The organism is Acinetobacter sp. NBRC 110496, assembly GCF_000876115.1.
Taxonomy (GTDB): domain Bacteria; phylum Pseudomonadota; class Gammaproteobacteria; order Pseudomonadales; family Moraxellaceae; genus Acinetobacter.
On sequence record NZ_BBTF01000006.1, the window covers coordinates 1 to 25182 of the forward strand.

The following is a 25182-nucleotide window of genomic DNA, read 5'->3' on the forward strand; positions in this document are numbered from 1 at the left end:
GACAGTATCAATTGCGGCTTGGCTACCAATAAATTGTTTCAGCGGAATAGTAGCATTGGTCGACAGACAAATTAATTCTGCTTTAAAGCCTGCATTCAGTTGATGCTGCCCATCAATCCGTTGCAGGAACACTTGAGTATTTAAATTTTGATTGGAAAACTGAATATGGATTGCACGTCTCTGTGCGGTAAGGCCCAAACTTTCCAAGGCCTGAAATATATTACTCAACATTATTTTATAAAAAATCAACTTAAATTTACGCTATTCTATAAACAGCATACAAATCTGTCTATATTTTTAATGTTATATTCTGCAACGAATTTAGGAATAAAGATTTTATTTTAATATAAGTGACTAGAATGACTAGCAATAATTTTTTTAAGACTATCAAATCAAAATACATATTAATCAGTATATTTTATCAAATAAGGCCAATTGTCCTTATTTGATAAAACAGCGTTTACTTTAAACTAAATTATTGCTTTAAAATAATCCTCTTTGGGCATATCAATCACTTCAACACAGAGCTGAACGGGATAGCTGACCTCAGCTTGCATATAGCTTTTTTGCTCTAGTTGACGCAACAATGCTGCACCCGCGGCTTGCTTCTGTACCTGCGTTCGTCCACTCAATATATACAGCTTTAAATGAATATAGGCCTCTTCTGTTTCATTCAAACCAATTAAAAACACCTCATCTTTAAATGCACGGGATTTAATATCATGTGCGACAAATAAATCCGTTTCAACCAATGCAATATTCGCATCTTTTAATAATTGATGCGGATTTAATTCAGTTAAATTGGCTGAATAGTGGGCAATCAAATGCGGCATTTTTTTATCATTCCTATTCAATAAATAATAAGGCTAAACGGACTTGATCATACGCCATTCGCGGACTGGTGGCTTCCACGATAGGACGTAATTTAATTGCACCATCATCAGTAAAATGTTCAGGATTTTTACGTTTATGCAGGCGTTTATAAATCTTGCGCACTTCTTCAATCACTTCTTCGCCTGGGCTGGCGACTGAAATATCCAAGCCCTGCTCTTTATGCAAACGCGCCAGATGATTGATGATCGTTGCAGGCGTTAAACCACGCTCATGTGCAATATCTTCAATTTCATAACCCTCTTCAAATAAAGTACGGGTTTCATCCAAAGTTGCTGCGGCATAATTCTGTTTCGCACCTTTGGCGATTTTCTTTTCATTACGGGCAATTTCAGTGGCATTCAATGTGCCACCACAATGACGAATAAAAGCATTATGCTGGGTGGTTAAATCAATATTTTCAAAGTTGGCTTCTGCTTCACTCGATAACTCCTGAAAACGGCGATCCGCTTTAATGGCTAAGCTATCCAGTTCAAGCGCCTGTTCATTAAAGCCGAGCAGCTTCAGCCCTGTCAGTGATTTTAAACGTGATAAAGCCACATAGCCCTGACCTTTTTCAAAGGTATGGGTGAGATTGATTTCTGCAGCTTCCAACGTCATCCCTTGGCTTTTATGAATGGTGATTGCCCATGCCAAACGCAAAGGAATCTGTTGGAAACTGGCAATCGCCTTACCCGCTTCATTTTCAATCGACCATGTTTCTGGTTCAACCAAGAAGGTTGTACCATCAGTCAATTTTACTTTTGGCAGAATGCCCTGCTTGTCATCTTCTTCAAAGCCGATCACTTCGCCCAAACTGCCGTTGATATAGCCCATATCAAAGTTGTTTTTGACAAACATCACCTTGGCATTTTTCTTCAAGGTCAGTTCTTCAGGCGCACGCACCGATGATTTTAGGGTTTCCATCAACTTTTCATTGCCATCGACAACCGCATTGAATTGATGGCTCTCATTGTCGATTTCATTGAGGTGCTGATAATTAATATTATCGACATCCATATTGTGCGTATATAAACGAGTAAAGGTCTCGCCAATATCATGCTGGCGGGATTGTTGTAAGGCGGTAATGTGATTGCTTTGAATATTCTGGGCACGAATCGCATTTAAAATCTGATTGAGGATTTCATCATCCTGACGATGCTGTTCCGTTAAATAACAGACACGGAATTTGGCTTCGACCCAAGCATCCGACATAAAACAGAATTTATCGCGATTGCTTTCATCCTTTTTACCAACGGGCGGTAACTGAAAGAAGTCACCTGCTACAATCACCTGAATCCCACCAAAGGCCTCATCACTTTCTTTAAAGTATTTCAGGACTTGATTGACCAGATTCAGTTGCTTGGCATGCAACATGGAAATTTCATCAATAATCAGCACTTGGGCATTTTCTAAATGCTCTTTTAAATATTTACGTTCTTTCATTCGCTTGAGGTCATCATCACTCAAACGATCTTTAATCCCAATCCCTGCCCAAGTATGAATGGTCATGCCATTCATATGGGTTGCTGCAATTCCTGTCGAAGCGGTAATTGCCACAGGTACTTTACGGGCTTTTAAATAATGGATGTATTGATTAAGCGTATAGGTTTTACCTGCACCAGCTGAGCCCGTTAAAAAAACATTTTCCCCAGCTTTGAGTAACTTCAGTGCAGTCTCTTGTTTCATAATTTCTTCAGTCAAAAACAACAGCGCATAGCTTAACGATTTTTTGCCTAAAATAAAAATGCAATACGAAATCTCGCCGTATTTCCTCACTGAATCGCCACTTTTTGTGAACGATAGCTATCGCATAATTGCATTGACATACAGATGATTTCATTTAATGTGGTTGTTAATGAATTCAGACTTGATCTATAAAAATGACTACTTCAAATCTCTATACATATCAACCAGATATATTGGGCGAAGATTATCAGCAACTGACCTTAAATTTCGCTGATGATTATGATGGAAAAGTTGTTGCTACTTTGGTTCGCAAGAAGGCTGCTGAAGCGACCAAAAAAGCGGTTTTATATATTCATGGTTTTGCAGACTATTTTTTCCAAAAAGAAATGGCTGAACAATTTAATCAGCATGGCTACGATTTTTATGCCCTTGACCTAAGAAAATATGGTCGCTCTCGCCTCCCTCACCAAAAATTCTACTATGTGCTTGATTTACGTGAATACGATGCCGAGATCAGCAAAGCACTGGAAATTATTGGTCAAGAAAATCACAATCAAGTTGTATTGGCAGGCCATTCAACAGGCGGTTTAATTGCCACCTTATATGCCGCACATTATCCAGATCATCGCTTAATCAAAGCGGTCTGGAACAATAGTCCATTCTATGATTTCTATAAAAGTGTGCTTGAGAAAAAAGTGGGCATTCCACTCTTGAGTAAAGTAGGTAAACGCCTGCCGAATGGCAAATTTCCAAGTGGTCTAAATCAATGGTATACCCCAAGCTTACATAAAAATTTTTTTGGTGAGTGGGATTTCAACCTCGATTGGAAACCGAAAAGCATGCCTTTTGTGCACTTGTCTTTTGTCACGGCGATTCACGAAGCGCAAAAGGAAATTCATCAAGGCGTGACTTTAAATGTACCGACTTTGATCATGCATTCACATCAATCTAACAATCCAAGAAAATGGGGAATCGACGCTCAACAAAGCGATGTGATTCTCGATGTCAAAGACATGACTCAGAATGCCAAGAAAATGAAAGGTGATGTACAAACGCTGTCCATTCAAAATGGTCTGCATGATTTGGTTTTATCTGCACCGCCTGTGCGTGCACAGGTTTATAAAGATCTGTTTGCTTGGTTAGCAGAAAAAATCCAGTAATACTGACGCCCCTTTTAAATATCTGAATGCTCAGTGGTCTTGGTACTTACTGAGCATATTTTTAGCAGGATGCGAAGCTGGCAGTAATTCCAGTAAACGTTCAGCGGCATCAATTGCTTCAGGCGAATAGGCCAAATGCTTTAATAAAGCGTCACTACCCTGTGTCTGAAAAATCGCATGACTCAAACGGGATTCCAAACCATCTCGCCATGCACATAAAAATGGACTTTCGGTTTTCGCTAAGAAAATACCGGTATAGCCTTGTAGAGCGGTACTGATATAACCCGCATCCAATGCCTGTTCCAGTTGCAAGAAATCTGCCTCGACGGCAACGTTGAGACGATAAGGTCGTGAGCCGAGCGCATCGCCTAAACGGTCTCTCAAATGCGACATCTCTGCTTTTAATGTCCCAAGACTGACTTTACGCTCACCATAGAGAGCCTGATGTAAATTCTCTAAATTCAATCCCTGCGGGCACAAGGCTAAAATCACCAGAATTTCAATTTGTCTTGGGGTTAAAGTCAAATTCTGCCCGTTCAGCAAGACCTGTGCCGTATTAAAGGTACGTAAATACAATTGTTGCTGCTGTAATTGCTGTACTGCCATTTGCAAAATTGCGGCACAACGCTCGACGGCCAATAACCCTAAACTATTGTGGTGTTCCCATGTGGTGGATAAATCCACCACACCTAAAAGCTGCTTGGAATAAGGGTCAATAATCGGCGCAGCGTAACAAACCCAATCATGTACCGACGCCATATAGTGTTCATTGGAAAATACACAACTGGATTTACGGGTCTTGAGTGAAAGCGCCAAGGCATTGGTGCCGACCAGTTCTTCCTGCCACTGCCCCCCTGCAACAAAATGGACACGTTCGGCAGCATTGCGCATTTGGGTACAGGATGCTGTCCAAATAATAGTACTGCCGACATCGCCGACCGCAAGCACCATTGAAGACTGTTCTGCCACATGCTTGAGGTCTTGTTGGCAAACCTGTAATGCCAAAGCCAAAGAACCTGTTTGAGCCGAAACTTGATTGAGCAAAGGCGCAGCTAAACGTTCTTTAGGAATATCAGCGAGTGTAGAACGCTCCCATGAACTGGCGATACTCTGTTCCATTTTTTCAGCATGTTGCGGATTGAGGCTGCTTTGCGTCCTCAGTTGTTCAACCTGCTTGCGCTGTTGCAATAATTCCTTTTTTGTATGCATTTGTAATTCCCTACATCCTTGACATGCAATTCCAACCTTTTTCCAACCTTTAGCGCGATATGTTCAGTGTTAATAACGTACTGGGTACTTTATTTAAAAATATCAAAACACATAAAGGAGTATGTATATGCGCTATGTTGATCCCAATCAATCTGGTTCAAAAATCCATTTCAAAGACCAGTATGAAAACTTTATTGGTGGGCAATGGGTTGCGCCAGTCAAAGGAGTTTACTTTGACAATATTTCCCCTGTCGATGGCAAAAGTTTTACTCGTATTCCTCGCTCCAGTGCCGAAGATATTGAACTGGCACTGGATGCTGCCCATAAAGCCAAGCAAGAATGGAACAAATCCTCTCCAACCACGCGTTCTAATTTATTGCTTAAAATTGCTGACCGAATGGAAGCCAATTTGGAAATGTTGGCGGTTGCTGAAACCTGGGATAACGGTAAGCCAGTCCGCGAAACACTGGCGGCAGATATCCCGTTAGCCATTGACCATTTCCGTTATTTTGCTGGCTGTATTCGTGCTCAGGAAGGTGGCATCTCCGAAATTGATGAAGATACCATCGCCTACCATTTTCATGAGCCACTCGGTGTGGTGGGACAAATCATCCCGTGGAACTTCCCGATCTTGATGGCGGCATGGAAACTGGCCCCAGCATTGGCTGCGGGGAACTGTGTGGTGATTAAACCTGCCGAACAGACCCCAGTTGGTATTTTATTGGTGGCGGAACTGATACAGGACCTCCTCCCAGCAGGTGTCCTCAATATCGTCAATGGTTACGGCGCCGAAGTGGGCCGACCACTGGCCACCAGTCCACGCATTGCCAAAATTGCGTTTACCGGTTCAACCCAAGTTGGGCAATTGATCATGCAATATGCCACTGAAAACATTATTCCTGTGACATTGGAACTCGGCGGAAAATCACCGAATGTATTCTTTGCCGATGTGATGGATCATGATGATGATTTTCTTGATAAAACTCTTGAAGGTTTCGCGATGTTTGCGCTGAATCAAGGTGAAGTCTGCACCTGCCCATCTCGTGCTTTGATTCAAGAAAGTATCGCCGATCAATTTATGGAAAAAGCCATCGAACGGGTCAAGCGCATCAAACTTGGACATCCACTCGATACCGACACCATGGTCGGTGCACAAGCCTCCTTAGAACAACAAGAGAAAATCCTGCGTTGTATCGATACAGGCCGACAAGAAGGTGCCGAGGTACTTTTGGGTGGCCATGGTCGCCAAGAAGTCGGTAATGGTTATTACATCGAACCAACCATCTTTAAAGGTCATAACCAGATGCAAGTATTTCAGGAAGAGATCTTTGGCCCTGTGCTATCGGTAACCACATTCAAGGACTTTGATGAAGCCATCCAGATCGCCAATGACACCATGTATGGTTTAGGTGCTGGGGTCTGGTCACGTTCAACCCATACCGCTTATCGTGCAGGCCGTGCCATTGAGGCGGGTCGGGTATGGACCAATTGTTATCACATCTACCCTGCTCATGCTGCATTTGGGGGCTATAAAAAGTCTGGGGTTGGCCGTGAAAACCATAAAATGATGCTCGATCATTATCAACAAACCAAAAACTTGTTGGTGAGTTATTCAACCAAAGCCATGGGCTTTTTCTAGGTGATTCAAATCGGTTTGCTGACCGGTATAAGCCTTATCTTTAAAGACTTATACCGGTTTTAAATCGGCAGCTGTTGGTTTATAAACAAAACCTCTATTTTTCACTCAAACTGAATCACCAAAGCAAATAAAAATTAAATTTTGGCACAAGATGTGCAACATCGGCATTGCTTTTGCATCTTGCTGATGAGAACCATACACGGAGCTTTGTATGAACAATCAAGAACCACTTTCTGTACTTTCAGCATCGACAACCTCTTCCGAAGATTATTTTGCCCAGAGAAAACTTAAACAAGGTGCCGTGGGCTGGTTATTGCTGATCGGTCTAGGTGTCGCCTATGTTATTTCAGGTGACTTTGCTGGCTGGAATTTCGGTATTGCACAAGGTGGTTGGGGTGGCATGTTTGTTGCCACCGCAGTCGTTGCCGTGATGTATCTGTGCCTATGCCTTGCTATGTCCGAAATGGCGACCATGCTGCCAACAGCAGGTGGCGGTTATAGTTTTGCCCGTATCGCATTTGGCCCACTCGGTGGCTATTTAACAGGTACCGCAATTCTGATTGAATATGCGATTGCTCCTGCCGCCATCGCGACCTTCATTGGGGCCTATTGTGAATCGTTATTCGGTATAGGTGGCTGGCAGGTTTATTTAGCCTGTTATCTCATTTTTATGGGCATCCACCTGAAAGGTGCAGGTGAAGCCCTTAAAATTATGTTTGCCATCACCTTAGTTGCGGCAATCGCACTGGCTGTTTTTATTGTTGCGATGTTGCCGCATTTTAATTCGCAAAATCTGTTTGATATTGCTGCGGGGCAACAATTTGGCGCAAGCCACTTTTTACCTTATGGCTATTTAGGTATTTGGGCCGCTGTTCCCTATGCGATCTGGTTTTTCTTGGCTGTTGAAGGTGTACCCTTAGCCGCAGAAGAAGCCAAAGATCCTGCCAAATCACTGCCACGCGGATTGATTGGTGCCATGCTGATTTTAACCGCCTTTGCCCTATTAATTCTATTTTTAGGCGCAGGTGCAGCAGGTGCCAGTACCTTGCAACACTCCAGTGCGCCTTTGGTCGATGCCCTTGTCAAAGTCTATGGACAAGGTACTTGGTTGGCCAACTTTGTTAATTTTGTCGGTCTTGCTGGGCTCATCGCCAGTTTCTTTTCAATTATCTATGCGTATTCACGTCAAATTTTTGCCCTCTCCCGTGCTGGCTATTTACCTACCTCGCTGTCATTGACCAATAAAAATCACGCCCCTTATTTAGCCATCATTATTCCCGGCATAATCGGATTCTTGTTGTCCTTAACTAAAGAAGGTGACCTACTGATTTTAATTGCAGTCTTCGGTGCAACCATTTCTTATGTATTGATGATGCTCTCGCATATTAAACTGCGCGTATCTCGACCTTTAATGCACCGTCCCTATAAAACACCTGGCGGTATTTTCACTTCAAGTATTGCCTTGATTCTGGCAGCGATTGCAGTTGTCGCAGGCTTTCTGGTCAATTCTAAAGTGTGGTGTATTGCAGCAGGCATTTATATGGTCTTTATTGCTTATTTTATATTTTATAGCCGTCATCAACTCATCCAAGGAACGCCAGAAGAAGAATTTGCACAGATCACCGCAGATGAAAAGCAATAATCAGGAAGATTAAGGAGAAGCGCATGCGTTACCGTCAAATCGTGGCCCAACAACACTATCAATTTGCTGATCTTAAAACCTTGATGGCAAAAGCCACCCCTTTACGTTCTGGCGATCAACTGGCAGGTGTTGCGGCACAGGATGCAACTGAACGAGTTGCAGCACAAATCACCCTGGCAGATGTGCCTTTAAAAAACTTTTTAAATGAAACCGTGGTCGATTACGAAAGCGATGAAATTACCCGTCTGATTATTGATGAACATCGCGCTGATCTGTTTGCGCCGATTGCGCATTTTACGGTTGGCGATTTCCGTAATTGGTTGCTCAGCGAGGATGCTACCACCGAAAAACTGGAACAGCTTGCAGCAGGATTAACCCCTGAAATGGTTGCCGCTGTGAGTAAAATCATGCGCAATCAAGATCTGATTTATGTCGCAAGCAAATGTGAGGTCATTACCCAATTTCGCAATACCATCGGTTTAAAAGGACATTTATCCACGCGTTTACAACCCAATCATCCCACCGATGATGTACTTGGTATTTCCGCCAGTATTTTGGATGGTTTAATGTATGGCAATGGAGATGCCGTGATCGGAATTAATCCTGCAACTGACAATCTGCATAATTTATCTGAACTGTTAAAACTGATCGATCATGTCATTCAGGAATATCAAATCCCGACCCAGTCTTGCGTTCTGACCCATATCAGTTCAGGCATTCAACTGGCAGAAAAAAATGTTCCAATTGACCTGATGTTTCAATCCATCGCAGGCACACAGAAAGCCAATGAAGGTTTCGGTATTTCGCTTGCCATGCTGCAAGAAGGCTATGAAGCGACGCTGGCTTTAAACCGAGGTACGCTTGGCAACAATGTGATGTACTTTGAAACAGGTCAAGGCAGCGCCCTATCCAGCAATGCGCATCATGGCGTTGATCAGCAGACCATTGAAGCGCGCGCCTATGCAGTGGCACGCAAATACAATCCCTTATTGGTCAATACCGTGGTCGGTTTCATTGGCCCTGAATATCTCTATGATGGCAAACAAATTATCCGGGCAGGTCTGGAAGATCATTTCTGTGGCAAACTGCTCGGTCTGCCAATGGGCTGTGATATTTGCTATACCAATCATGCCGATGCCGACCAAAACGATATGGATGTGCTGCTGACCCTATTTGGTACAGCAGGCATTAATTTTATTATGGGCATTCCGGGTTCAGATGATGTGATGCTGAATTATCAAACCACTTCCTTTCATGATGCACTTTATCTCAGACAATTACTCGGACTACAGCCTGCGCCTGAGTTTGCATCTTGGTTAGAACAGCAAGGGATTTTAAAACAGCAACAACAGCATATTCATTGGGCAAAACAGATGCCTGCTCAATTCTCTAGATTATTGATGCATTGAGGAGAGTTTGATGAAACTTTCAAAAGACATTCAATTTCCAGCCCAAACACATCACGACCAATGGGAAACCCTGAAACAGTTTACTGATGCGCGGATTGCCATTGGGCGCACTGGTTGCAGCATCCCAACCCGCGCTTTACTAGATTTTCAACTCAGCCATGCTCAGGCCAAAGATGCGGTTTTCCAGTGCTTAAATGTTGAATTACTCACTGAGCAATTACAACAATTGGGGCTTAATCCTATCCATGTACAAAGTCAGGCAGAACATAAAGAGCTGTATTTGAAGCGGCCTGATTTAGGACGATTACTTTCAACCGATTCGACGCAACAGCTTCAGCAGATGCAACAAGATCAGCAGGATTATGATGTCTGCATCGTGATTGGTGATGGTTTATCGGCTCGCGCCATTGAAGAAAATGCGCTGCCTTTCATACAGGCACTGATCCAACCTTTTGCAGAACAACAGTGGTCTTTAGCGCCTATTGTGATTGCTACAGGCAGTCGTGTTGCGTTAGGTGATGAAATTGCTGAAATTTTTCAGGCACGTATGTTGATTATGCTGATTGGTGAGCGTCCGGGTCTCAGTTCGCCTGACAGCATGGGCCTCTATTACACATTCGATGCCTTCAGTGGCTGCCTGGATTCGCAACGCAACTGTATTTCCAATATTCGTCCCGCAGGATTAAGTATTCCGATTGCTACCCAACGCTTACTGGCCTTAATGCATAACTCCAAACGGCTGGGGCTGTCTGGCGTTGATTTAAAGGATGAACATGTGGTACCAGTAGTTGAGGAACATCATCAACGCAAATTGCTTTTTTAACGATACAACACTTGGGCAGCCTTATTTTCAGTGCTGTCCAAAGTACATAAGATCAAGACATCGGTCTTAAAAATGATTTAAGATACAAAATAATTTTTATTCATCGGTACTCGGTCATGACCCTCGCCGCTCATCTCAAAACTGTTTATGCCATTCAACATCTTGCTTTTGAAGATCTCGGCTCTTTAGAAGATGTTTTTTATCAGTTCGGCTTCCGTGTCCGTTATTTCGAAGCGGGTGTCGATGACCTGAGTCCTGCACTAAACTATGAAGGGCTAACGGTAATTCTTGGCGGCCCCATCGGCGTCTATGAAACCGAGGACTATCCTTTTCTAGTCAATGAAATTGAAGGCTTAAAACAACGCTTAAAAGCCAACAAGCCGACCATTGGCATTTGCTTAGGTGCACAACTCATCGCACATGCATTGGGTGCAAAAGTCTATGCAGGACATCAGAAAGAAATCGGTTGGAGCCAATTGGAAATTAAGGCTGTTGAGCAGAATCCTTTAGCCGCACTGGAAAATGTGGAAGTATTGCACTGGCATGGGGACACTTTTGATTTGCCCCCAAATGCAACTTTATTGGCAAGTTCTGCAATTTATCCAAATCAGGCCTTTTCTGTTGGCAATAATATTCTCGCCTTACAATTTCATCTTGAGGTGGTTGGGCAAAGTTTTGAGAAATGGCTGATTGGACATACCTGTGAAATACGCCATGCAGGTTTATCAATTCCTCAATTAAGACAAGATAATCAGGCCTATGCGGCACAGTTAGAGAATAAAATTGCCCAAATTATGAGCCATTTTCTTTCTCATCTAGATTGAGGCTAAAATCTGCATGCCAAACCCGTAATTCATTCTACCGACTCAATAAATTGAGACGGTAGAAAAACCTGAAGAAACAAATCTTTAAAAAAACAATAATTATTCTTAAAAGAAATAAATATTAAATTTTGATGACTAAAATATTGAAAAAAAAGTGCAGTTAGTTACAATATTTAATGAAATGTATATTAATTAATACAGTACTTAGTTATATTTTTTGAGTCGGGAAAATGGATATTTTAAAGTTTATTAAAAGTTTTCATACAGTTAACACTTATCTCATGGCTGCTATTTTTTTATTAATTGCGATGATAATTTACTTTTATCATATTAATCCAACTGCATAGAACTTTACTTTAGGTTTTAAGTAACTCAATCATTACAGTTCTACGCAGATCTAAATTGAAAGGGCCTAATAAAGTATTAGGCCCTTTTTTTAATTACTTTTTATCTGCTTTAAAACTATCCTTTAAATCAAGGATACGGTTAAACACGGGTTTGTCAGCTTGATGATCATATTGATCCGCAACAAAGTAACCTTCACGTTCAAACTGGAAACGATCCTCGGATTTCGCTTGTGCTAAAGCAGGTTCAATCACCGCTTGTACTACTTTTAAGGATTCAGGATTTAGATGTGCCAAGAAATCATCATCCGCATCTGGTGCCGCTTCGGTAAATAAACGATCATAAATACGAACTTCTGCAGGTACACCTTGACTAGCTGATACCCAATGAATCACGCCTTTTACCTTACGGCCTTCGGGATTTTTACCCAAAGTTTCAGGGTCGATTGAACATTTAAGCTCGATCACTTCACCATTGGCATCTTTAATCACTTCATCACATTTGATCACATAAGCATGGCGTAAACGCACTTCACCCTCAGGAATCAAGCGCTTGAAACCTTTTGGTGGTACTTCTTCAAAATCTTTACGATCAATATAAAGTTCACGTGTCAAAGGAATGATACGTTCGCCCATATCCACGTTTGGATGACGCGCATGCGTGAGATCCATTTCTTCTGGCAAGTTCGTTAGCGTTACTTTAAGTGGATTAAGTACCGCCATCCCGCGTGCAGCAGTATTTTCCAAAGATTGACGAATACAGAACTCAAGCATTGCCACATCAACAATACCATCTGTTTTAGAAACACCAACACGCTTACAGAAATCACGTAGGCCTTCCGCAGTAAAACCACGACGGCGCATACCAACAACAGTTGGCATACGTGGATCATCCCAGCCTTGTACATAATTGCCTTCAACCAATTTACGCAATTTACGTTTAGAAGTAATCGTATAATCAACATTTAAACGCGAAGACTCGTACTGACGCGGAACGGCTTGCGAGTGAACTTTCTCGACAATCCAGTCATAGAATGGACGATGATCCTGGAATTCCAGTGTACATAAAGAATGCGTAATGCCTTCAATCGCATCTGACAATGGATGCGCATAGTCATACATTGGGTACATTTTCCACTTATCACCAGTTTGGTGATGCTCTGAATGCAGGACGCGATAAAGAATCGGATCACGCATATGTACATTCGGGCTGGTCATATCAATTTTGGCACGAAGTACAGCGCCACCCTCTTGAATTTCACCATTACGCATTTGTTCAAAACGCGCAAGATTTTCTGCAACAGTCGCATCACGATAAGGTGAGTTTTTACCCGGCTCAACGAAATTACCACGGTTCAACTTAATTTCTTCTGGTGTTTGCAAATCAACATAAGCATCACCTTGTTCAATCAATTGGACAGCCCATGCATAAAGTTGATCGAAATAACCTGATGCATAACGTGGCTCACCATTCCAGTTAAAACCTAACCATTTCACATCATTGGCAATACCATCAACGTACTCTTGTTCTTCGGCATCCGGATTTGTGTCGTCGAATCGTAAATTACATAAACCTTCGAATTCTTCAGCAATACCAAAGTTGAGACAAATCGCTTTCACGTGACCAATATGTAGATAACCATTTGGCTCAGGTGGGAAACGTGTCACCACTTTTTGGGTACGGCCTTCTTTTAAGTCATCTGTAATCACTTGACGTACAAAGTCTAAGCCTGCCTGTTGTTCTTGCTGCGCAGCATCGACAGAGGCATGAGTATTCGGTGTCGGGGTCTTCGGCAGTTCAGAAACAACATCATTTGGCTTCATAGGGTGTAAATCACTTCTTACAGTTAAAAATGGGAAATAAAAACGCAATCTTTGCTTTTTATGAAAGATTTTAACGTTTTTTACTTGCCTTGTAGTTTACAGTTTGCTTATGCTTCTCTCAACCAAAAACCCATGGTCAATTTGCCCATGTTTAGGAGATTAATGTAATGAGTTTTCCTCAAGTCGAATTAAATACCAATAAAGGTCGTATTGTTCTTGAGCTTAACGCTGAAAAAGCACCAAAAACGGTTGCAAATTTCTTAGAATATGTACGTGACGGTTTCTATGACGGCGTAATTTTTCACCGCGTGATTGATGGTTTTATGATCCAAGGCGGTGGCATGGATGAAAACTTCAAAGAGAAAGCAACTCGTGACTCTATCGAAAACGAAGCTGACAACGGCTTAAGCAACGATGAAGGCACGATTGCAATGGCGCGTACTCAAGCTCCTCACTCAGCATCTGCACAATTCTTTATCAACGTTAAAAATAACTCTTTCTTAAACCACACTGGTAAAACAGCGCAAGGTTGGGGTTATGCCGTGTTTGGTAAAGTTGTTGAAGGTATGGACATTGTAGAAGCAATCAAAGGCGTTCGTACAGGTAACCGTGGTTATCATGCAGATGTTCCTTTAGAAAACGTTGTAATTGAGTCTGCTAAAATTATCTCTGAATAAAAATCTCCCCTAACCCCTCTTTAAAAAAGAGGGGAACTCCTCCCTTTATAAAGGGAGGTTGGGAGGGATTATAAAATAGGATAAAAGTGTGACCTACCTGTTTATTTCAGATTTACACTTGTCACCCGATCACCCTCGACTCATTCGAGGGTTTTTGGCTTTATTAAATGAATATCACAATAAAAATACCCAGCTCTATATCTTAGGAGACTGGTTTAATGCATGGATTGGCGATGATTATACTGCACCGTGGTTAGATGAAATTGTCAATGCCTTACAAGCGTTTACCGATGCAGGCAACCAAGTTTACTTTCAGGTCGGTAACCGGGATTTTGCTTTGGGTCAAAAATTCCTATCTCGATTTAACGGCATTCTATTGCCAGACGTTTATAGCCTACAGATTCAGCAGCATACCTTCCGACTGGAGCATGGTGATGCGCTCTGTACCGATGATGTTGCTTATCAACGTTTTCGCAAAGTGATCCGTAACCCATTAATATTAGGGTTATTAAAACGCACCCCATTGAGCTTTAGACAAAAACTGGCCAATGGTTTCCGGAAAAAAAGTAGCGAAACCAAACAGCTGAAAAGCTATGACATCATGGATGTCAATGCTCAAGCAGTCGAATCCGTGATTGAACATGTTGATTATTTAATTCACGGTCATACCCATCGTCCAGAGATTCATCATGTCCTGAATAAACAGCGTATTGTTTTGGGAGACTGGCGAGCAGATTCAGCTTGGATTTTAGAGCTCAACGAGCAAGAAAATTATCAATTAGAGTTTAAACAGTGGAATTATTAACACTCAAGACATATAAGTAAAATCAATAAATTAATATAAATTTCTTTAAATAAAATTTACTCCCAATATCATATAGCTGTAATTTTTAGTTTCATTTTATTTTAGAAAAACTTAACAATTTTCATCTATATTGAATTTACACAACACAATTCAGGATGAATTTTCGATCCTAAAAAGAGTGTCTTTTCTCACTTTGTTAATTATTTCGACCAACTCTGCTTTCGCAGATGACTCAAATCTCATAAATGAGGCAGAAGCTTTAGCAATTGATGCAAAATTCTATGCAGCTTCATATGATGTACCTTATGATGAGGCCATACGAAGATTATTGATTATGCATGGGACATCTTCTGATATTTCCAATATTAGAAACAATGTAAAAGGTGATCTACAAGGAATGTATTTTGACAACAGTAAAAATGACTTTGCTTTAAAAGTGAATGTCGCGAATTATGCTAAAAATTTACCAACGTCATTAACGGTTAAACCTAAGACTTCACAAGCAGTCCAAAGCATTATCTCAAGTAAAGGAAATTCTAATTTAAGAAAACAATTTAATATTAGCGATGCAGACATCAGAACAGTGGCTACACAATATTCACAACCATTGTCCGCTCCTATTAATTTTAGTCAACAAAATTATAAAACAAAAGAACAACGTTTAAAGAATATTGAATCTAAACGAGAGCAGCTAAAAAATCACTCCCAGAACTACAGTTAGTCTATGACGATGAGAAAACAGGAAATGCGAAAGTGTATGTTAAATCGGATAAAGGCAATGCAAAACAAATAGCAGAAGTCCTTTTGGCTGTTCCTGTTGAAATTAGTGTTGTTCCTTTTGGGGGAAGAGTGGCTACTCGAGGAGGATCACCCCTACTAGCAACTGCACCAGATTCTGTAAAAGGCCAAATTGCTTGTTTTAGTGGATTTATTGGCAAAAGAAACAATGTATTAGGAATTATAACTGCAGGACACTGTGCATCGGTAGGCCAATTTTCTGAATATCAATATTCAGATCGGGATGGAACAAAATATATCATCCCACTTCTACCCGCATCTCAACCCATTTCAAGTGGCTGGAGAGATGATAGTGTTGCTGACCTTGGATTCCTTCCAGCGGGAACAGCTTCAACTCAAGCGGCTAAAGCCGAATTTTATGCAGATTCAAGCGTCAACTTTAGAAAATTAACAGCAACAAAAACTCGTGCAGGAACTCCATATGATAATGGTACAGTAAATGGAGCATATATTTGTCATCTTGGTAAAACAGGTCAATATGTTACAACTCTGACACAGAGTTGCGGTGAAGTTGAAAGCATAAGTGGAGGAAATGCAGAAAACAATGGTAATACCTTTGTTATTGTTAAAAATACCAACGGGAATGCAGGACATGACCATACAACTGGGCAAGGTTCTTTACGTTGTTATCCTGGAGACAGCGGTGGCCCTTGGTTTGCATTAACTACTGGATATGGAATTATGCATGCCTGTTTTTGGAAAGGCCAAGATTCAACGAGTCCAGTAGATATCTCAATCTATACCAGTCTCGATTATTTAAATTCGATAGGTGCCAGCATTGTTACTCAATAAACACCATAACCTTTTTATTATGCTCCTAACTTTCGCCATGTTAAGTGGATGTCATTCAAAAGAGGACATTATGAACATATCTCAGCTTAAACCTGAAATTGAGCTAGTGACTTATAAAAAAATGGGTACGGGCTCAAGACTGGGTATCGCAGGAGGAACCATTAAAGTCATTAACAACTGTGTTTACCTCTCAACAGCGAACAATAATCTTCCACTTATTTTCCCAAATGAATTCCGATGGAAAAATGGAATAATTACCGATGGAAATATTCAACTAAAGCCTGAGCAAGAGGTGAGAATGAATGGTGATATGCTGGAATTAAACAATAAAATAATTGCCTCTTACCATATATCAAATAATCATTGCCTAAATGGAGTGAGTCGAGCTTTGTTTTATATTCAATAATACATTCACATTCCTATTGATAGATACCTCCATACAAAAGCCTGATCGCTGAGACTTGTGATCAGGCTCTACTTTATTTTCTTACAACTCATCAGAACGTTAACCAATCTGATAAAACCCACATACGACTTAAATCGATATCAAAATCACATTTAGCTACTTTCAGCGACAGTGAGATCAAGTAAAATAAATTAAATTTTAAAATCGAGTAAATGACGGATGGATACTTTAGCTACGGCAAAAACACGTTACGCCACAAAAGCTTATGATGCAGAGAAAAAAATTCCTCAGGCACAATTTGAAAAACTACTCGAAATTTTACGTTTCAGCCCTTCTTCGGTAAATATTCAACCTTGGCACTTCTTGGTTGCTGAATCTGATCAAGCAAAGCAGCGTATTACATCGGCATTGACTGGCAACTATGTGTATAACGCGGCCAAAGTTCTCAATTCTTCACATACCTTAGTATTTTGCACGCGTACCGATATTTCTGCTGAATACTTAGAACAATTATTACAGCAAGATGATGCCAGTGGTCGCTTTAAAGATGAAACTGCCAAACAAGGACAACGTGCTACCCGTTCTGGTTATGTTGAATTCTATCGTAATGAACTGAAAAATCTTCCGGCATGGATGGAAAACCAGACCTACCTTGCACTTGGACAACTGCTTTTTGCTGCGGGTCTAGAAGGAATCGATGCAACACCTATGGAAGGGTTTGATAGAGAACTCATAAATAAAGAATTTGGTTTGGCTGAAAAAGGCTTAAAAGCCTCTGTAATTGTTGCACTCGGTTATCGCAGCGACAGTGATTTCAATGCCAAACTGCCAAAATCACGACTACCAGATGAAGTGGTTTTTACTCGCCTATAACAGAACTTATTGAATGAACGCCCTAATAATAACTAGTTAAACCTTATTATTAGGGCTTAGCATTACGCATTCGTATTGATTTGAGATTGACTTAAAACAGTCTGGTCTAATTCTTCAAAGAAGACCTTCAGATCATCGGCCTGAATAAAATCTGCTTTAAATAGCATCGAGGTTTGGACATCATCAATCCCACAATAGGCAAAAATACCTTCCACGATTTGTTTGTGAATCGCTTGCGTATAACCGTGCCGATCATATCCAGATTGCGTCCCTGTCGCAGTCCCAATCAGTTTAACTGGAATATTTTTTAGAGTACCCAATAGATTTCCCTGTTCATCGTATTTATAGGCCCAGTCCTGACTAAATACACGTTCAAACCAGCCCTTTAAGAAAGCAGGAACCGACCACCAATACACAGGAAAAATAAAATAGACAACATCCGCGCGATCAAATCGTGCTTGTTCAAATTGAACATCTGCATCCAAAGCTTGACGACCACGATAAGCTTCAATATCAGAAAGCGTCATCAAAGCTTGAAAACCTTCCTTATATAAATCGGCAATTTCTACTGAAACTCCCTTATCAGTTAAATCATGAGAAATATACTATGCAATCTGATGAGAAAGTGATTGTGTATCTGGATGCGTTATGACAATCAAAGCATGCTGGAGTTTATTTGAATTAGACATAAATCTATTCCGAATAGATGATTCACACAAGTTACCAATAGTAACTTATACTGTCAACTCGGTTTTTAATGCCTGTATTTAGGTCGCTGAATAATCTTGTAAAATAACTAAAAGTGAATTTTCCATCACCTGCTGTGCAGTCAGTGCATCAATTTGATTTTTACTTGCTGCTGTCGATACCGTTTCAATCAGACCCATGATCGCGATCACGATCGCCTCACCCTCTTTTCCATCCAATTGAATAAATGGATGCATACTTTGTTTAAAAATTTCTGTGAATTTTTGCTGACAGTGCTGAAAATAGTTTTGCAAGATATCACTACCAGACAAAGCCGCAATCACCAATCCAACCTCTGGACCCGTTGAGATAAAACAACTTAAATAAGCGTCGCAAAAAATATGAATGGTTTGCTGTAAGGTTTTTGCTTCAGTAGCTAAAGACCGATTAAGCTCTGCAGTTTGTTTATCATCAAACTCCTGATAAATCGAAATCAGTAACCCTTCGCGGTCAATAAAATGTCGATATGCAATTGGCTTAGTAATACCAGCTTGCTCTGCTAAATACCCCAGAGTTAGGGCTTCTACACCCTGAGTTCGAATAATTGAACGGGCCACCTGCAACAATTGTTGTCTGCGCTCTTCCTTACTTAGTCTCTTACCAGTCATAATTTTACTTCCATCAAATTCAACCAAATCGCTTTACATCATTGCTTTGGCTAAACACAGGACTGCAACCACACCACAGATCAATCCAATCCAGGTATAGGCTTTTAAGCGTTCTTTAAATACTACTACGCCACTAAGAACGCCAAGTACCACGACAAGAATATTCATACCTGCAAAAACAATCGCTGGCGTTTCTTTAAAAACCATATGGGCCTTGACATATAAAGCGATATTGGCGAAATTTAGCACACCCAAAAACAAACCCATAAAAATGTTTTTAGGCTGCCAGTTCGGCTGAGTAATTGCGATATACGCAATCGAAAAAACGAAAGCCACAATAAATGTTAAATTCAGCGTGACTGCGAACTGCAAACCTAAGCTACTGCTATATTTGAGTAGTACATCAACTGCAGCATAACCGGCCCAGACACTCAACAAAAACAAGGCTGATTTTAAATTTATGCCTTTACTTGCTTGCTCTGTGGCCTGTCCAATAATGATCGCTAAAATCGCAATAATCCCGAGTGCTACACCTATTAATTTTAACTGGCTAAACTGTTCGCCAAAAATAAAATAGGCCGCTAATAACGACAGTATCTCGGCTAAGCGTTGCGCAATTTCAGTTTTGAGGATGCCTGCAAATTGCAAAGATTTGGCTAAACATAAAAATATACTGGGCAATAACACCGCAAGAATAAGGATCAACCACCATGGGGTATTATTTAAAGATATATGCGTGATATCAGGTTTAAACCAATAAAAACATAAAAGACTGGCGCTCAAATAGTTCCACGCGATCATTTGAAAAACATCAAATCCTTTCGCTTTCAAATATTTCAGCAAGATCGAGACAAGTACACTACAACATGCCGCAGCAACAATCATTTCCATAATATTTATTCTAGCTTTTTAAAGACAAAAAAATGCCAGTCTACGCAGAGACTGGCATTTGATTAAAGATCATTGATCAATTAACGATTATTTTCGTCTTCTTGACCATCTTCAAATTTAGTTTCGCCGTCGAAGCCACCTTGATGACCAAAGCCACCTTGACCACCGAAGCCACCTTGACCACCGAAGCCACCACCTTGACCGCCGAAGCCACCTTGACCGCCGAAGCCACCTTGACCACCGAAACCACCTTGACCACCGAAGCCGCCACCTTGACCACCAAAGCCACCTTGACCACCGAAGCCACCAGTAGAACCTTGACCGCCAAAGCCGCCTGCTGCACCTTGAGCTGGGAAGCCACCTGCAGCACCTTGAGCACCAGCTGGGCGTGGATTACGCGCAGGAACAACTGTAGAAATTGCGTGTTTATAAACCATTTGACTTACAGTGTTTTTTAATAAAACAACATATTGGTCAAATGACTCAATATGACCCTGCAATTTGATACCGTTTACAAGGAAAATAGAAACTGGAATACGTTCTTTACGGAGAGAATTTAAGAACGGATCTTGTAAAGTTTGACCTTTAGACATTTTTAACTCCAAAAAAATTTTTAAATCAGCGCAAAAAAACTATCTTTATTTTTCAACTAAAAATTATAAAAAGACAGCCTGCGAATTTTGCTTTATCCAAAGAAGTTTCGCAAGTCTTCTTTCGCCTGCTTTATCGTCACGTAAGTTTTAAAATCGTGTAATTCTTGCAAAGAACGTAACCATGTGTATTGACGTTTGGCTAATTGCCTCGTCGCAAAAAGGGCTTTATTCTCCATTTCTAGTTTATTTTCGAGACTTAAATCACTTTTTAATAAAAAATCCAATGCTTGACGATAACCAACAGACCGCATAGACGGTAAATTATCATTTAAATCGTATTTTTTAATTAATTCCTCTACTTCATTTAAAAAACCAATACTCCACATTTTGCTCAATCTTTGCTCAATGCGTTGATGTAATTCTAAACGATCAGGCATCAAAGCGTAGTTATGAAATGTGTAACGATATGGTTGATTTTTAGGCTGCTCAGCTTGTAGTTTTGTTATCGGCTGACCGGTAATTCGATAAACTTCAAGTGCACGAATAATGCGTTGTTTGTCCGACACTTTAAATTTTAGCCCTGCCACAGGATCAACTGCAGCCAACTCATCATAAACCGCTTGCCACCCCTCAAGATCAGCTTTAGCAATAATCTCATCCCGTATACCTTGATCAGCATTGGGTAAATTACTCGCTAAACCTTCAAGCAAGGCTTTAAAATACAGCATAGTTCCCCCCACTAAAATCGGGGTTTTGCCGCGTGCATGCATATCATCAATCAGTGGGCATACGTCTTCCACAAATTGTGCTGCTGAATACACCTCTAAAGGCGTAATAATATCAATCAAATGATGCGGATATTGTTGCTGCTCTGCTTTGGTTGGCTTTGCCGTACCAATATCCATATCTTTATACACCAAAGCGGAATCAACCGAAATCAGTTCAAAATTACCGCGCTCATACAGCTCACATGCCAATGCTGTTTTACCACTTGCGGTAGGCCCCATTAAATTGATGACGGGCAATTGATTTGACATGTAAAACTACTCTCCTCGAGCAAATAATTTATCTAATTGATGAAGTGGAAATGCTCGCCAAGTTGGACGCCCATGATTACATTGGCTGGCAAATTCTGTCTGTTCCATTTGACGCAATAAAGCATTCATTTCAGAAAGGCTTAACTGGCGATGGGCGCGCACAGCACCATGACAGGCCATACCTGCAAGCAATTCATCACGTTTTTGTAATAAACCTCGTGCCTCATCATTTGGATCAAGATCATTTAATAATTCAGGAACTAAGTTTCCAAAATCAGCTTTATGCAAAATCGCAGGTACACCACGCACAATCACCTGCTCATCGCCATACTGGTCAATCTCCAAACCCAAACGCTGCAATTGTGGTTGTAAATCTTCTACACGGGTGGCCTGCATACGGGTAATGGAAACCACTTTTGGAATCAGCAACTGCTGTGAGATCCAAAATTCCGGTTTATCCCATGCCGACTTCATTTGTTGCAACAAAATACGTTCATGTGCGGCATGCATATCCACAATGATCAAGCCTTCGGTATTTTGCGCCAAAATATAGATACCATGCAGTTGTGCAATCGCAATCCCCAACGGGAACTCATCCACACGAGAAGGCATCGTTTGATCATCTATAGCTTCTCCTTTATCAAAGGGAGCTGAGGGGATTTGCTCTTCACGCAAAGGCGCCAGATAGGTTTTGAGTGCATTATTCAACTGCGCAGAGCCATTATAACGCGGCTCTTGTGGTGCTGAATTATACTGCACCGCTTGTGGACGACTTTGATTAAACTCAGTCAATAAATCTGTCGACACAGCAACCTGTTCATTTAATTCTGGTTCTGCTTCGACTGCCGCACGATGTAAACTGAATTGTTCTTGGTATTTGGGTTGAGGCTGATAATTAAAATTTTCTGTTGTGGCCTCATCTGTTTTCATGGCTTGTGCCAGATCTGCAGTTGCTGTCTGAAATTGCGATAGAGTAGCTTTGGCATAATGGCGTACAAACTCATGCACTTCACGCTGGTTCAAAAACCGAATTTCATGCTTGGTCGGATGCACATTGACATCAATATTTTCAGGATCAACTTCTAAAAACAATAAATAAGAGGAATGCTGGTGCCCATGCAAGATTCCCTCATAGGCCATACGTAACGCATGCGAAATGGTTTTGTCTTTGACAATACGACCATTCACATAGACATACTGCAAGTCTGCCTGCGCACGGGCATCAGAAGGATGCCCCAACCAGCCAGATAAACGCATATTGATACTTTCAGCATCAATCCAGTAGGCATTTTGGATGAATGCTTGACCCAACAATTGTTGTACGCGCTGATAGCGTAGTTCGCCACTGTCCGCCACTGGCAGATTTAAACGGATATTGTCATTATGCTCCAATACAAAACGAATATCGAAATGTGTTAAAGCCAAACGACGTACAATTTCTTCAATATGATTAAATTCTGTCGTCGGTTTTTTTAAGAATTTACGGCGTGCGGGTACATTAAAAAATAGATCTTGGACACGAATATGTGTGCCTTTTTGTGCAGCCACCGCTTGAATCTGCTGATGATCAAATGCGGTACCATTCACTTCCACCTGGTAGCCCACGCCCTGCTCGTCTTGACTACTCGTGAGAGTCAAGCGTGATACCGCTGCAATCGAAGCCAAAGCCTCTCCACGGAATCCCAAACTTACAATCGCATGTAAATCATCTGCTGTTTGAATTTTACTGGTGGCATGGCGCATCACGGCCAAAGATAAATCATCCGGATGAATACCATTACCGTTATCAATGATTTCTATCAAGGTCGAACCGCCTTGTGCCACACGAATAATCAGTTCGGTTGCACCCGCATCAATTGAGTTTTCTAATAACTCTTTAACGACTGATGATGGACGTTCAATTACTTCACCCGCAGCGATCTGGTTGGCTAAAGCAGCATCAAGGGTATGAATACGACGGGTTGAATCATGCGCCATTCAATTGTTCCTGCAAACTTTGAGATAAAGATTCAGACTGGGTAGTTAAAGTCACGAATCGAGTCAGTTCATCTTCCGATTTTTGCATATCAATCACAATATCGGGTTTTGGAATTTCATCACCACCTTTCGATGGCCATTCAAATAAAAATAGCGCATCTGCTACATCTAAGTAATCACGGATTCCCATCAATTCTAATTCATAAGGATCATTCAAACGATACAGGTCAAAATGAAAAATTTCTTTGCCATGGATGGTATAAGGTTCAACCAAGGTATAAGTTGGACTTTTTACCGAACCTTGATGTCCTAAGTTTTGTAGAAAATAACGGGTAAATGTAGTTTTCCCAGCTCCTAGATCACCAATTAAATAAATAATGCCTGAGTGCACCTGTTCAGAGAGGATCTGCGCAAAACGCTGAGTGTCTTGTTCATGATTTAGAGTAAATTTCACTGAATACGACATGGCAAATAAAACAAAATTGGAATGGCAGCTATGATAACATTGCCCTGCTTTAAAGCCTAATAAAGTCCTTTTAGACTGACTTTTTTTACACCGTTTACCGAGTCGATATCGCTGTATGTCATCAATCATTGAATTTACGCCACCGCTACTCAATGGCGTCAGTGCCAGTAAAGTCTTTTTACCCAATGATGTTGCTGCACATACCGTTTTTGATTATCTCTGCCAGCAGTTTCCACATATTCAGATCAATGAATGGCAACAGCGTTTTGCCGATGGGCTGATTTATGCGGCAGATGGACTCAAACTCCAGTTAGATAGTCTTTACACACCCAATACTCATATTTTTTATTATCGTTTTCTGGCCCATGAAATTCATGTACCGTTTCAGCATAAAATTTTATTTGAAAATGATGAACTACTTGTAGTCGATAAACCGCATTTTTTGACCATGAGTCCAACAGGACAATATGTACAAGAAACCCTGTTAGTCCGACTTAAAAAACAGACGGGCTATGCAGATCTTACCCCCATTCATCGACTGGATCGCGAAACAGCAGGTGTGGTTCTATTCTGTAAAAAAGCAAGCTCAAGAGGCACCTATCAACAACTTTTTGCCGAAAGAAAAGTACAAAAAATCTATCACGCAATTGCTGCCTATCGCCCTGAACTAGATTTTCCCAAAAATTTGCAGCTGCATTTAGAAAAAGGCCAGCCTTTTTACACCATGCAAATTAATCAAGAAAAAGCAAATAATACAGAAACCTTGATCGAACTATTGGAACATAATCAAGACTACGCCAAATATCAACTAATGCCTAAAACGGGCAAACAACATCAATTACGTGTTCATTTAAATTATCTAGGTATTCCAATACTTAATGATTCATTTTATCCAAATATTGAACATAAAACAGAAGATGATTTTAGTCATCCTTTACAATTACTTGCCAAAGAAATTCAATTTTTTGATCCGGTTTTCAAACGGCAAATGCATTTTAGTTCTCACTTTGAACTTGCATTGCCACCACAACGTAATGACAAAAAATCTATTTTTTCGCTTCAAAAATATTGAAATTACA

The 25182-nt window shown here is 40.8% G+C and carries 24 protein-coding genes and 1 pseudogene; 13 read left to right on the forward strand and 12 right to left on the reverse strand.

All coding sequences use genetic code 11. The features are described from left to right. The 3 genes from Aba26S_RS04815 to Aba26S_RS04825 form a co-directional block, all read right to left on the reverse strand. Positions 1–231: hypothetical protein (locus Aba26S_RS04815; protein ID WP_043970375.1), on the reverse strand; the 231-nt coding region annotated here is incomplete at its 3' end. A 239-nt stretch (positions 232–470) separates the two neighbouring features. Beyond that, on the reverse strand, positions 471–833 hold the full coding sequence (locus tag Aba26S_RS04820; protein ID WP_043970378.1) for a 5-carboxymethyl-2-hydroxymuconate Delta-isomerase: 363 nt from the start codon (positions 831–833) through the stop codon (positions 471–473). A 13-nt stretch (positions 834–846) separates the two neighbouring features. Beyond that, positions 847–2559, reverse strand: a complete 1713-nt coding sequence (locus Aba26S_RS04825; RefSeq protein ID WP_043970381.1) for an AAA family ATPase — start codon at positions 2557–2559, stop codon at positions 847–849. A gap of 194 nt (positions 2560–2753) precedes the next feature. Between Aba26S_RS04825 and Aba26S_RS04830 the strand changes: the two genes are divergently transcribed. Next, entirely contained in the window at positions 2754–3719 is a 966-nt protein-coding gene (locus Aba26S_RS04830; RefSeq protein WP_043970383.1) for an alpha/beta hydrolase, read from the forward strand. Positions 3720–3749: 30 nt separating this feature from the next. Here Aba26S_RS04830 and Aba26S_RS04835 read toward each other — a convergent pair whose 3' ends face one another. Then, the gene (locus Aba26S_RS04835) at positions 3750–4928 is read right to left on the reverse strand and encodes a transcriptional regulator (RefSeq protein WP_043970386.1); all 1179 of its coding nucleotides are present in this window, start codon (positions 4926–4928) and stop codon (positions 3750–3752) included. Between the two features lie 127 nt (positions 4929–5055). On the opposite strand from Aba26S_RS04835, the gene Aba26S_RS04840 reads away from it, so the two are divergent. From Aba26S_RS04840 to Aba26S_RS04860, 5 genes are all read left to right on the forward strand, one after another. Further along, positions 5056–6567: an aldehyde dehydrogenase family protein gene (locus tag Aba26S_RS04840; RefSeq protein WP_043970388.1), complete on the forward strand. Its 1512-nt coding sequence runs from the start codon at positions 5056–5058 to the stop codon at positions 6565–6567. Between the two features lie 211 nt (positions 6568–6778). Further along, positions 6779–8209 (forward strand): ethanolamine permease, encoded by a 1431-nt coding sequence (eat, locus tag Aba26S_RS04845; protein ID WP_043970390.1) that lies wholly within the window; start codon positions 6779–6781, stop codon positions 8207–8209. A gap of 23 nt (positions 8210–8232) precedes the next feature. After that, positions 8233–9618: an ethanolamine ammonia-lyase subunit EutB gene (locus Aba26S_RS04850; RefSeq protein ID WP_043970396.1), complete on the forward strand. Its 1386-nt coding sequence runs from the start codon at positions 8233–8235 to the stop codon at positions 9616–9618. Between the two features lie 10 nt (positions 9619–9628). Further along, positions 9629–10441 carry an ethanolamine ammonia-lyase subunit EutC gene (gene eutC, locus Aba26S_RS04855; RefSeq protein ID WP_043970398.1) on the forward strand — a complete coding sequence of 271 codons (813 nt, stop codon included), beginning with the start codon at positions 9629–9631 and terminating at the stop codon, positions 10439–10441. Between the two features lie 116 nt (positions 10442–10557). Then, a complete protein-coding gene (locus Aba26S_RS04860; protein ID WP_043970399.1) occupies positions 10558–11265 on the forward strand; it encodes a glutamine amidotransferase in 708 nt (235 codons plus the stop codon). Positions 11266–11705: 440 nt separating this feature from the next. Here Aba26S_RS04860 and Aba26S_RS04865 read toward each other — a convergent pair whose 3' ends face one another. Continuing rightward, positions 11706–13433: a glutamine--tRNA ligase/YqeY domain fusion protein gene (locus Aba26S_RS04865; RefSeq protein WP_043970401.1), complete on the reverse strand. Its 1728-nt coding sequence runs from the start codon at positions 13431–13433 to the stop codon at positions 11706–11708. A 167-nt stretch (positions 13434–13600) separates the two neighbouring features. Here Aba26S_RS04865 and Aba26S_RS04870 point away from each other — a divergent pair, with 167 nt between their 5' ends. The 6 genes from Aba26S_RS04870 to nfsB all read left to right on the forward strand — a co-directional run bounded on the left by Aba26S_RS04870 (position 13601) and on the right by nfsB (position 17784). Further along, entirely contained in the window at positions 13601–14110 is a 510-nt protein-coding gene (locus tag Aba26S_RS04870; protein ID WP_004654349.1) for a peptidylprolyl isomerase, read from the forward strand. Positions 14111–14198: 88 nt separating this feature from the next. After that, positions 14199–14915, forward strand: a complete 717-nt coding sequence (locus Aba26S_RS04875) for a UDP-2,3-diacylglucosamine diphosphatase (RefSeq protein ID WP_005242295.1) — start codon at positions 14199–14201, stop codon at positions 14913–14915. A 178-nt stretch (positions 14916–15093) separates the two neighbouring features. Next, entirely contained in the window at positions 15094–15636 is a 543-nt protein-coding gene (locus tag Aba26S_RS21335; RefSeq protein ID WP_227541465.1) for a hypothetical protein, read from the forward strand. A 32-nt stretch (positions 15637–15668) separates the two neighbouring features. Next, positions 15669–16505 carry a S1 family peptidase gene (locus Aba26S_RS21340; protein WP_228267634.1) on the forward strand — a complete coding sequence of 279 codons (837 nt, stop codon included), beginning with the start codon at positions 15669–15671 and terminating at the stop codon, positions 16503–16505. A 70-nt stretch (positions 16506–16575) separates the two neighbouring features. After that, on the forward strand, positions 16576–16911 hold the full coding sequence (locus Aba26S_RS04890; RefSeq protein ID WP_052500214.1) for a hypothetical protein: 336 nt from the start codon (positions 16576–16578) through the stop codon (positions 16909–16911). 219 nt (positions 16912–17130) lie between these two features. Next, positions 17131–17784: an oxygen-insensitive NAD(P)H nitroreductase gene (gene nfsB / locus Aba26S_RS04895; RefSeq protein WP_043970404.1), complete on the forward strand. Its 654-nt coding sequence runs from the start codon at positions 17131–17133 to the stop codon at positions 17782–17784. Positions 17785–17846: 62 nt separating this feature from the next. On the opposite strand, the pseudogene Aba26S_RS04900 reads toward nfsB, so the two are convergent. The 7 genes and pseudogenes from Aba26S_RS04900 to tsaE all read right to left on the reverse strand — a co-directional run bounded on the left by Aba26S_RS04900 (position 17847) and on the right by tsaE (position 24103). Then, positions 17847–18473: pseudogene (locus tag Aba26S_RS04900) on the reverse strand (NAD(P)H-dependent oxidoreductase). Positions 18474–18551: 78 nt separating this feature from the next. Continuing rightward, positions 18552–19139 (reverse strand): TetR/AcrR family transcriptional regulator, encoded by a 588-nt coding sequence (locus Aba26S_RS04905; protein WP_043970405.1) that lies wholly within the window; start codon positions 19137–19139, stop codon positions 18552–18554. A gap of 33 nt (positions 19140–19172) precedes the next feature. After that, complete coding sequence (locus Aba26S_RS04910) at positions 19173–20030, reverse strand: EamA family transporter (RefSeq protein ID WP_043970408.1); 858 nt, start codon at positions 20028–20030, stop codon at positions 19173–19175. 80 nt (positions 20031–20110) lie between these two features. Next, entirely contained in the window at positions 20111–20623 is a 513-nt protein-coding gene (hfq, locus tag Aba26S_RS04915; RefSeq protein WP_005242305.1) for an RNA chaperone Hfq, read from the reverse strand. 92 nt (positions 20624–20715) lie between these two features. Then, complete coding sequence (miaA, locus tag Aba26S_RS04920; RefSeq protein ID WP_043970410.1) at positions 20716–21660, reverse strand: tRNA (adenosine(37)-N6)-dimethylallyltransferase MiaA; 945 nt, start codon at positions 21658–21660, stop codon at positions 20716–20718. A 6-nt stretch (positions 21661–21666) separates the two neighbouring features. Then, positions 21667–23637, reverse strand: a complete 1971-nt coding sequence (mutL, locus tag Aba26S_RS04925) for a DNA mismatch repair endonuclease MutL (RefSeq protein WP_043970412.1) — start codon at positions 23635–23637, stop codon at positions 21667–21669. Then, positions 23627–24103: a tRNA (adenosine(37)-N6)-threonylcarbamoyltransferase complex ATPase subunit type 1 TsaE gene (tsaE, locus tag Aba26S_RS04930; RefSeq protein ID WP_005242311.1), complete on the reverse strand. Its 477-nt coding sequence runs from the start codon at positions 24101–24103 to the stop codon at positions 23627–23629. The genes mutL and tsaE overlap by 11 nt, the downstream gene beginning before the upstream one ends. A 115-nt stretch (positions 24104–24218) precedes the next feature. Between tsaE and Aba26S_RS04935 the strand changes: the two genes are divergently transcribed. Beyond that, the gene (locus tag Aba26S_RS04935) at positions 24219–25175 is read left to right on the forward strand and encodes a pseudouridine synthase (RefSeq protein WP_043970414.1); all 957 of its coding nucleotides are present in this window, start codon (positions 24219–24221) and stop codon (positions 25173–25175) included. The last annotated feature ends 7 nt before the right edge of the window (positions 25176–25182 follow it).

Excerpts from the sequence above, each read along its gene's own strand:
- eat (WP_043970390.1), top strand. The coding sequence starts at position 6,779 with ATGAACAATCAAGAACCACTTTCTGTACTTTCAGCATCGACAACCTCT.
- Aba26S_RS04825 (WP_043970381.1), bottom strand. The coding sequence starts at position 2,559 with ATGAAACAAGAGACTGCACTGAAGTTACTCAAAGCTGGGGAAAATGTT.
- Aba26S_RS04850 (WP_043970396.1), top strand. The coding sequence starts at position 8,233 with ATGCGTTACCGTCAAATCGTGGCCCAACAACACTATCAATTTGCTGAT.
- Aba26S_RS04865 (WP_043970401.1), bottom strand. The coding sequence starts at position 13,433 with ATGAAGCCAAATGATGTTGTTTCTGAACTGCCGAAGACCCCGACACCG.
- Aba26S_RS04840 (WP_043970388.1), top strand. The coding sequence starts at position 5,056 with ATGCGCTATGTTGATCCCAATCAATCTGGTTCAAAAATCCATTTCAAA.
- hfq (WP_005242305.1), bottom strand. The coding sequence starts at position 20,623 with ATGTCTAAAGGTCAAACTTTACAAGATCCGTTCTTAAATTCTCTCCGT.
- mutL (WP_043970412.1), bottom strand. The coding sequence starts at position 23,637 with ATGGCGCATGATTCAACCCGTCGTATTCATACCCTTGATGCTGCTTTA.
- tsaE (WP_005242311.1), bottom strand. The coding sequence starts at position 24,103 with ATGTCGTATTCAGTGAAATTTACTCTAAATCATGAACAAGACACTCAG.
- nfsB (WP_043970404.1), top strand. The coding sequence starts at position 17,131 with ATGGATACTTTAGCTACGGCAAAAACACGTTACGCCACAAAAGCTTAT.
- miaA (WP_043970410.1), bottom strand. The coding sequence starts at position 21,660 with ATGTCAAATCAATTGCCCGTCATCAATTTAATGGGGCCTACCGCAAGT.
- Aba26S_RS04935 (WP_043970414.1), top strand. The coding sequence starts at position 24,219 with ATGTCATCAATCATTGAATTTACGCCACCGCTACTCAATGGCGTCAGT.
- Aba26S_RS04905 (WP_043970405.1), bottom strand. The coding sequence starts at position 19,139 with ATGACTGGTAAGAGACTAAGTAAGGAAGAGCGCAGACAACAATTGTTG.
- Aba26S_RS04870 (WP_004654349.1), top strand. The coding sequence starts at position 13,601 with ATGAGTTTTCCTCAAGTCGAATTAAATACCAATAAAGGTCGTATTGTT.
- Aba26S_RS04910 (WP_043970408.1), bottom strand. The coding sequence starts at position 20,030 with ATGGAAATGATTGTTGCTGCGGCATGTTGTAGTGTACTTGTCTCGATC.
- Aba26S_RS04830 (WP_043970383.1), top strand. The coding sequence starts at position 2,754 with ATGACTACTTCAAATCTCTATACATATCAACCAGATATATTGGGCGAA.
- Aba26S_RS04835 (WP_043970386.1), bottom strand. The coding sequence starts at position 4,928 with ATGCATACAAAAAAGGAATTATTGCAACAGCGCAAGCAGGTTGAACAA.
- eutC (WP_043970398.1), top strand. The coding sequence starts at position 9,629 with ATGAAACTTTCAAAAGACATTCAATTTCCAGCCCAAACACATCACGAC.
- Aba26S_RS04820 (WP_043970378.1), bottom strand. The coding sequence starts at position 833 with ATGCCGCATTTGATTGCCCACTATTCAGCCAATTTAACTGAATTAAAT.
- Aba26S_RS04860 (WP_043970399.1), top strand. The coding sequence starts at position 10,558 with ATGACCCTCGCCGCTCATCTCAAAACTGTTTATGCCATTCAACATCTT.
- Aba26S_RS04890 (WP_052500214.1), top strand. The coding sequence starts at position 16,576 with ATGAACATATCTCAGCTTAAACCTGAAATTGAGCTAGTGACTTATAAA.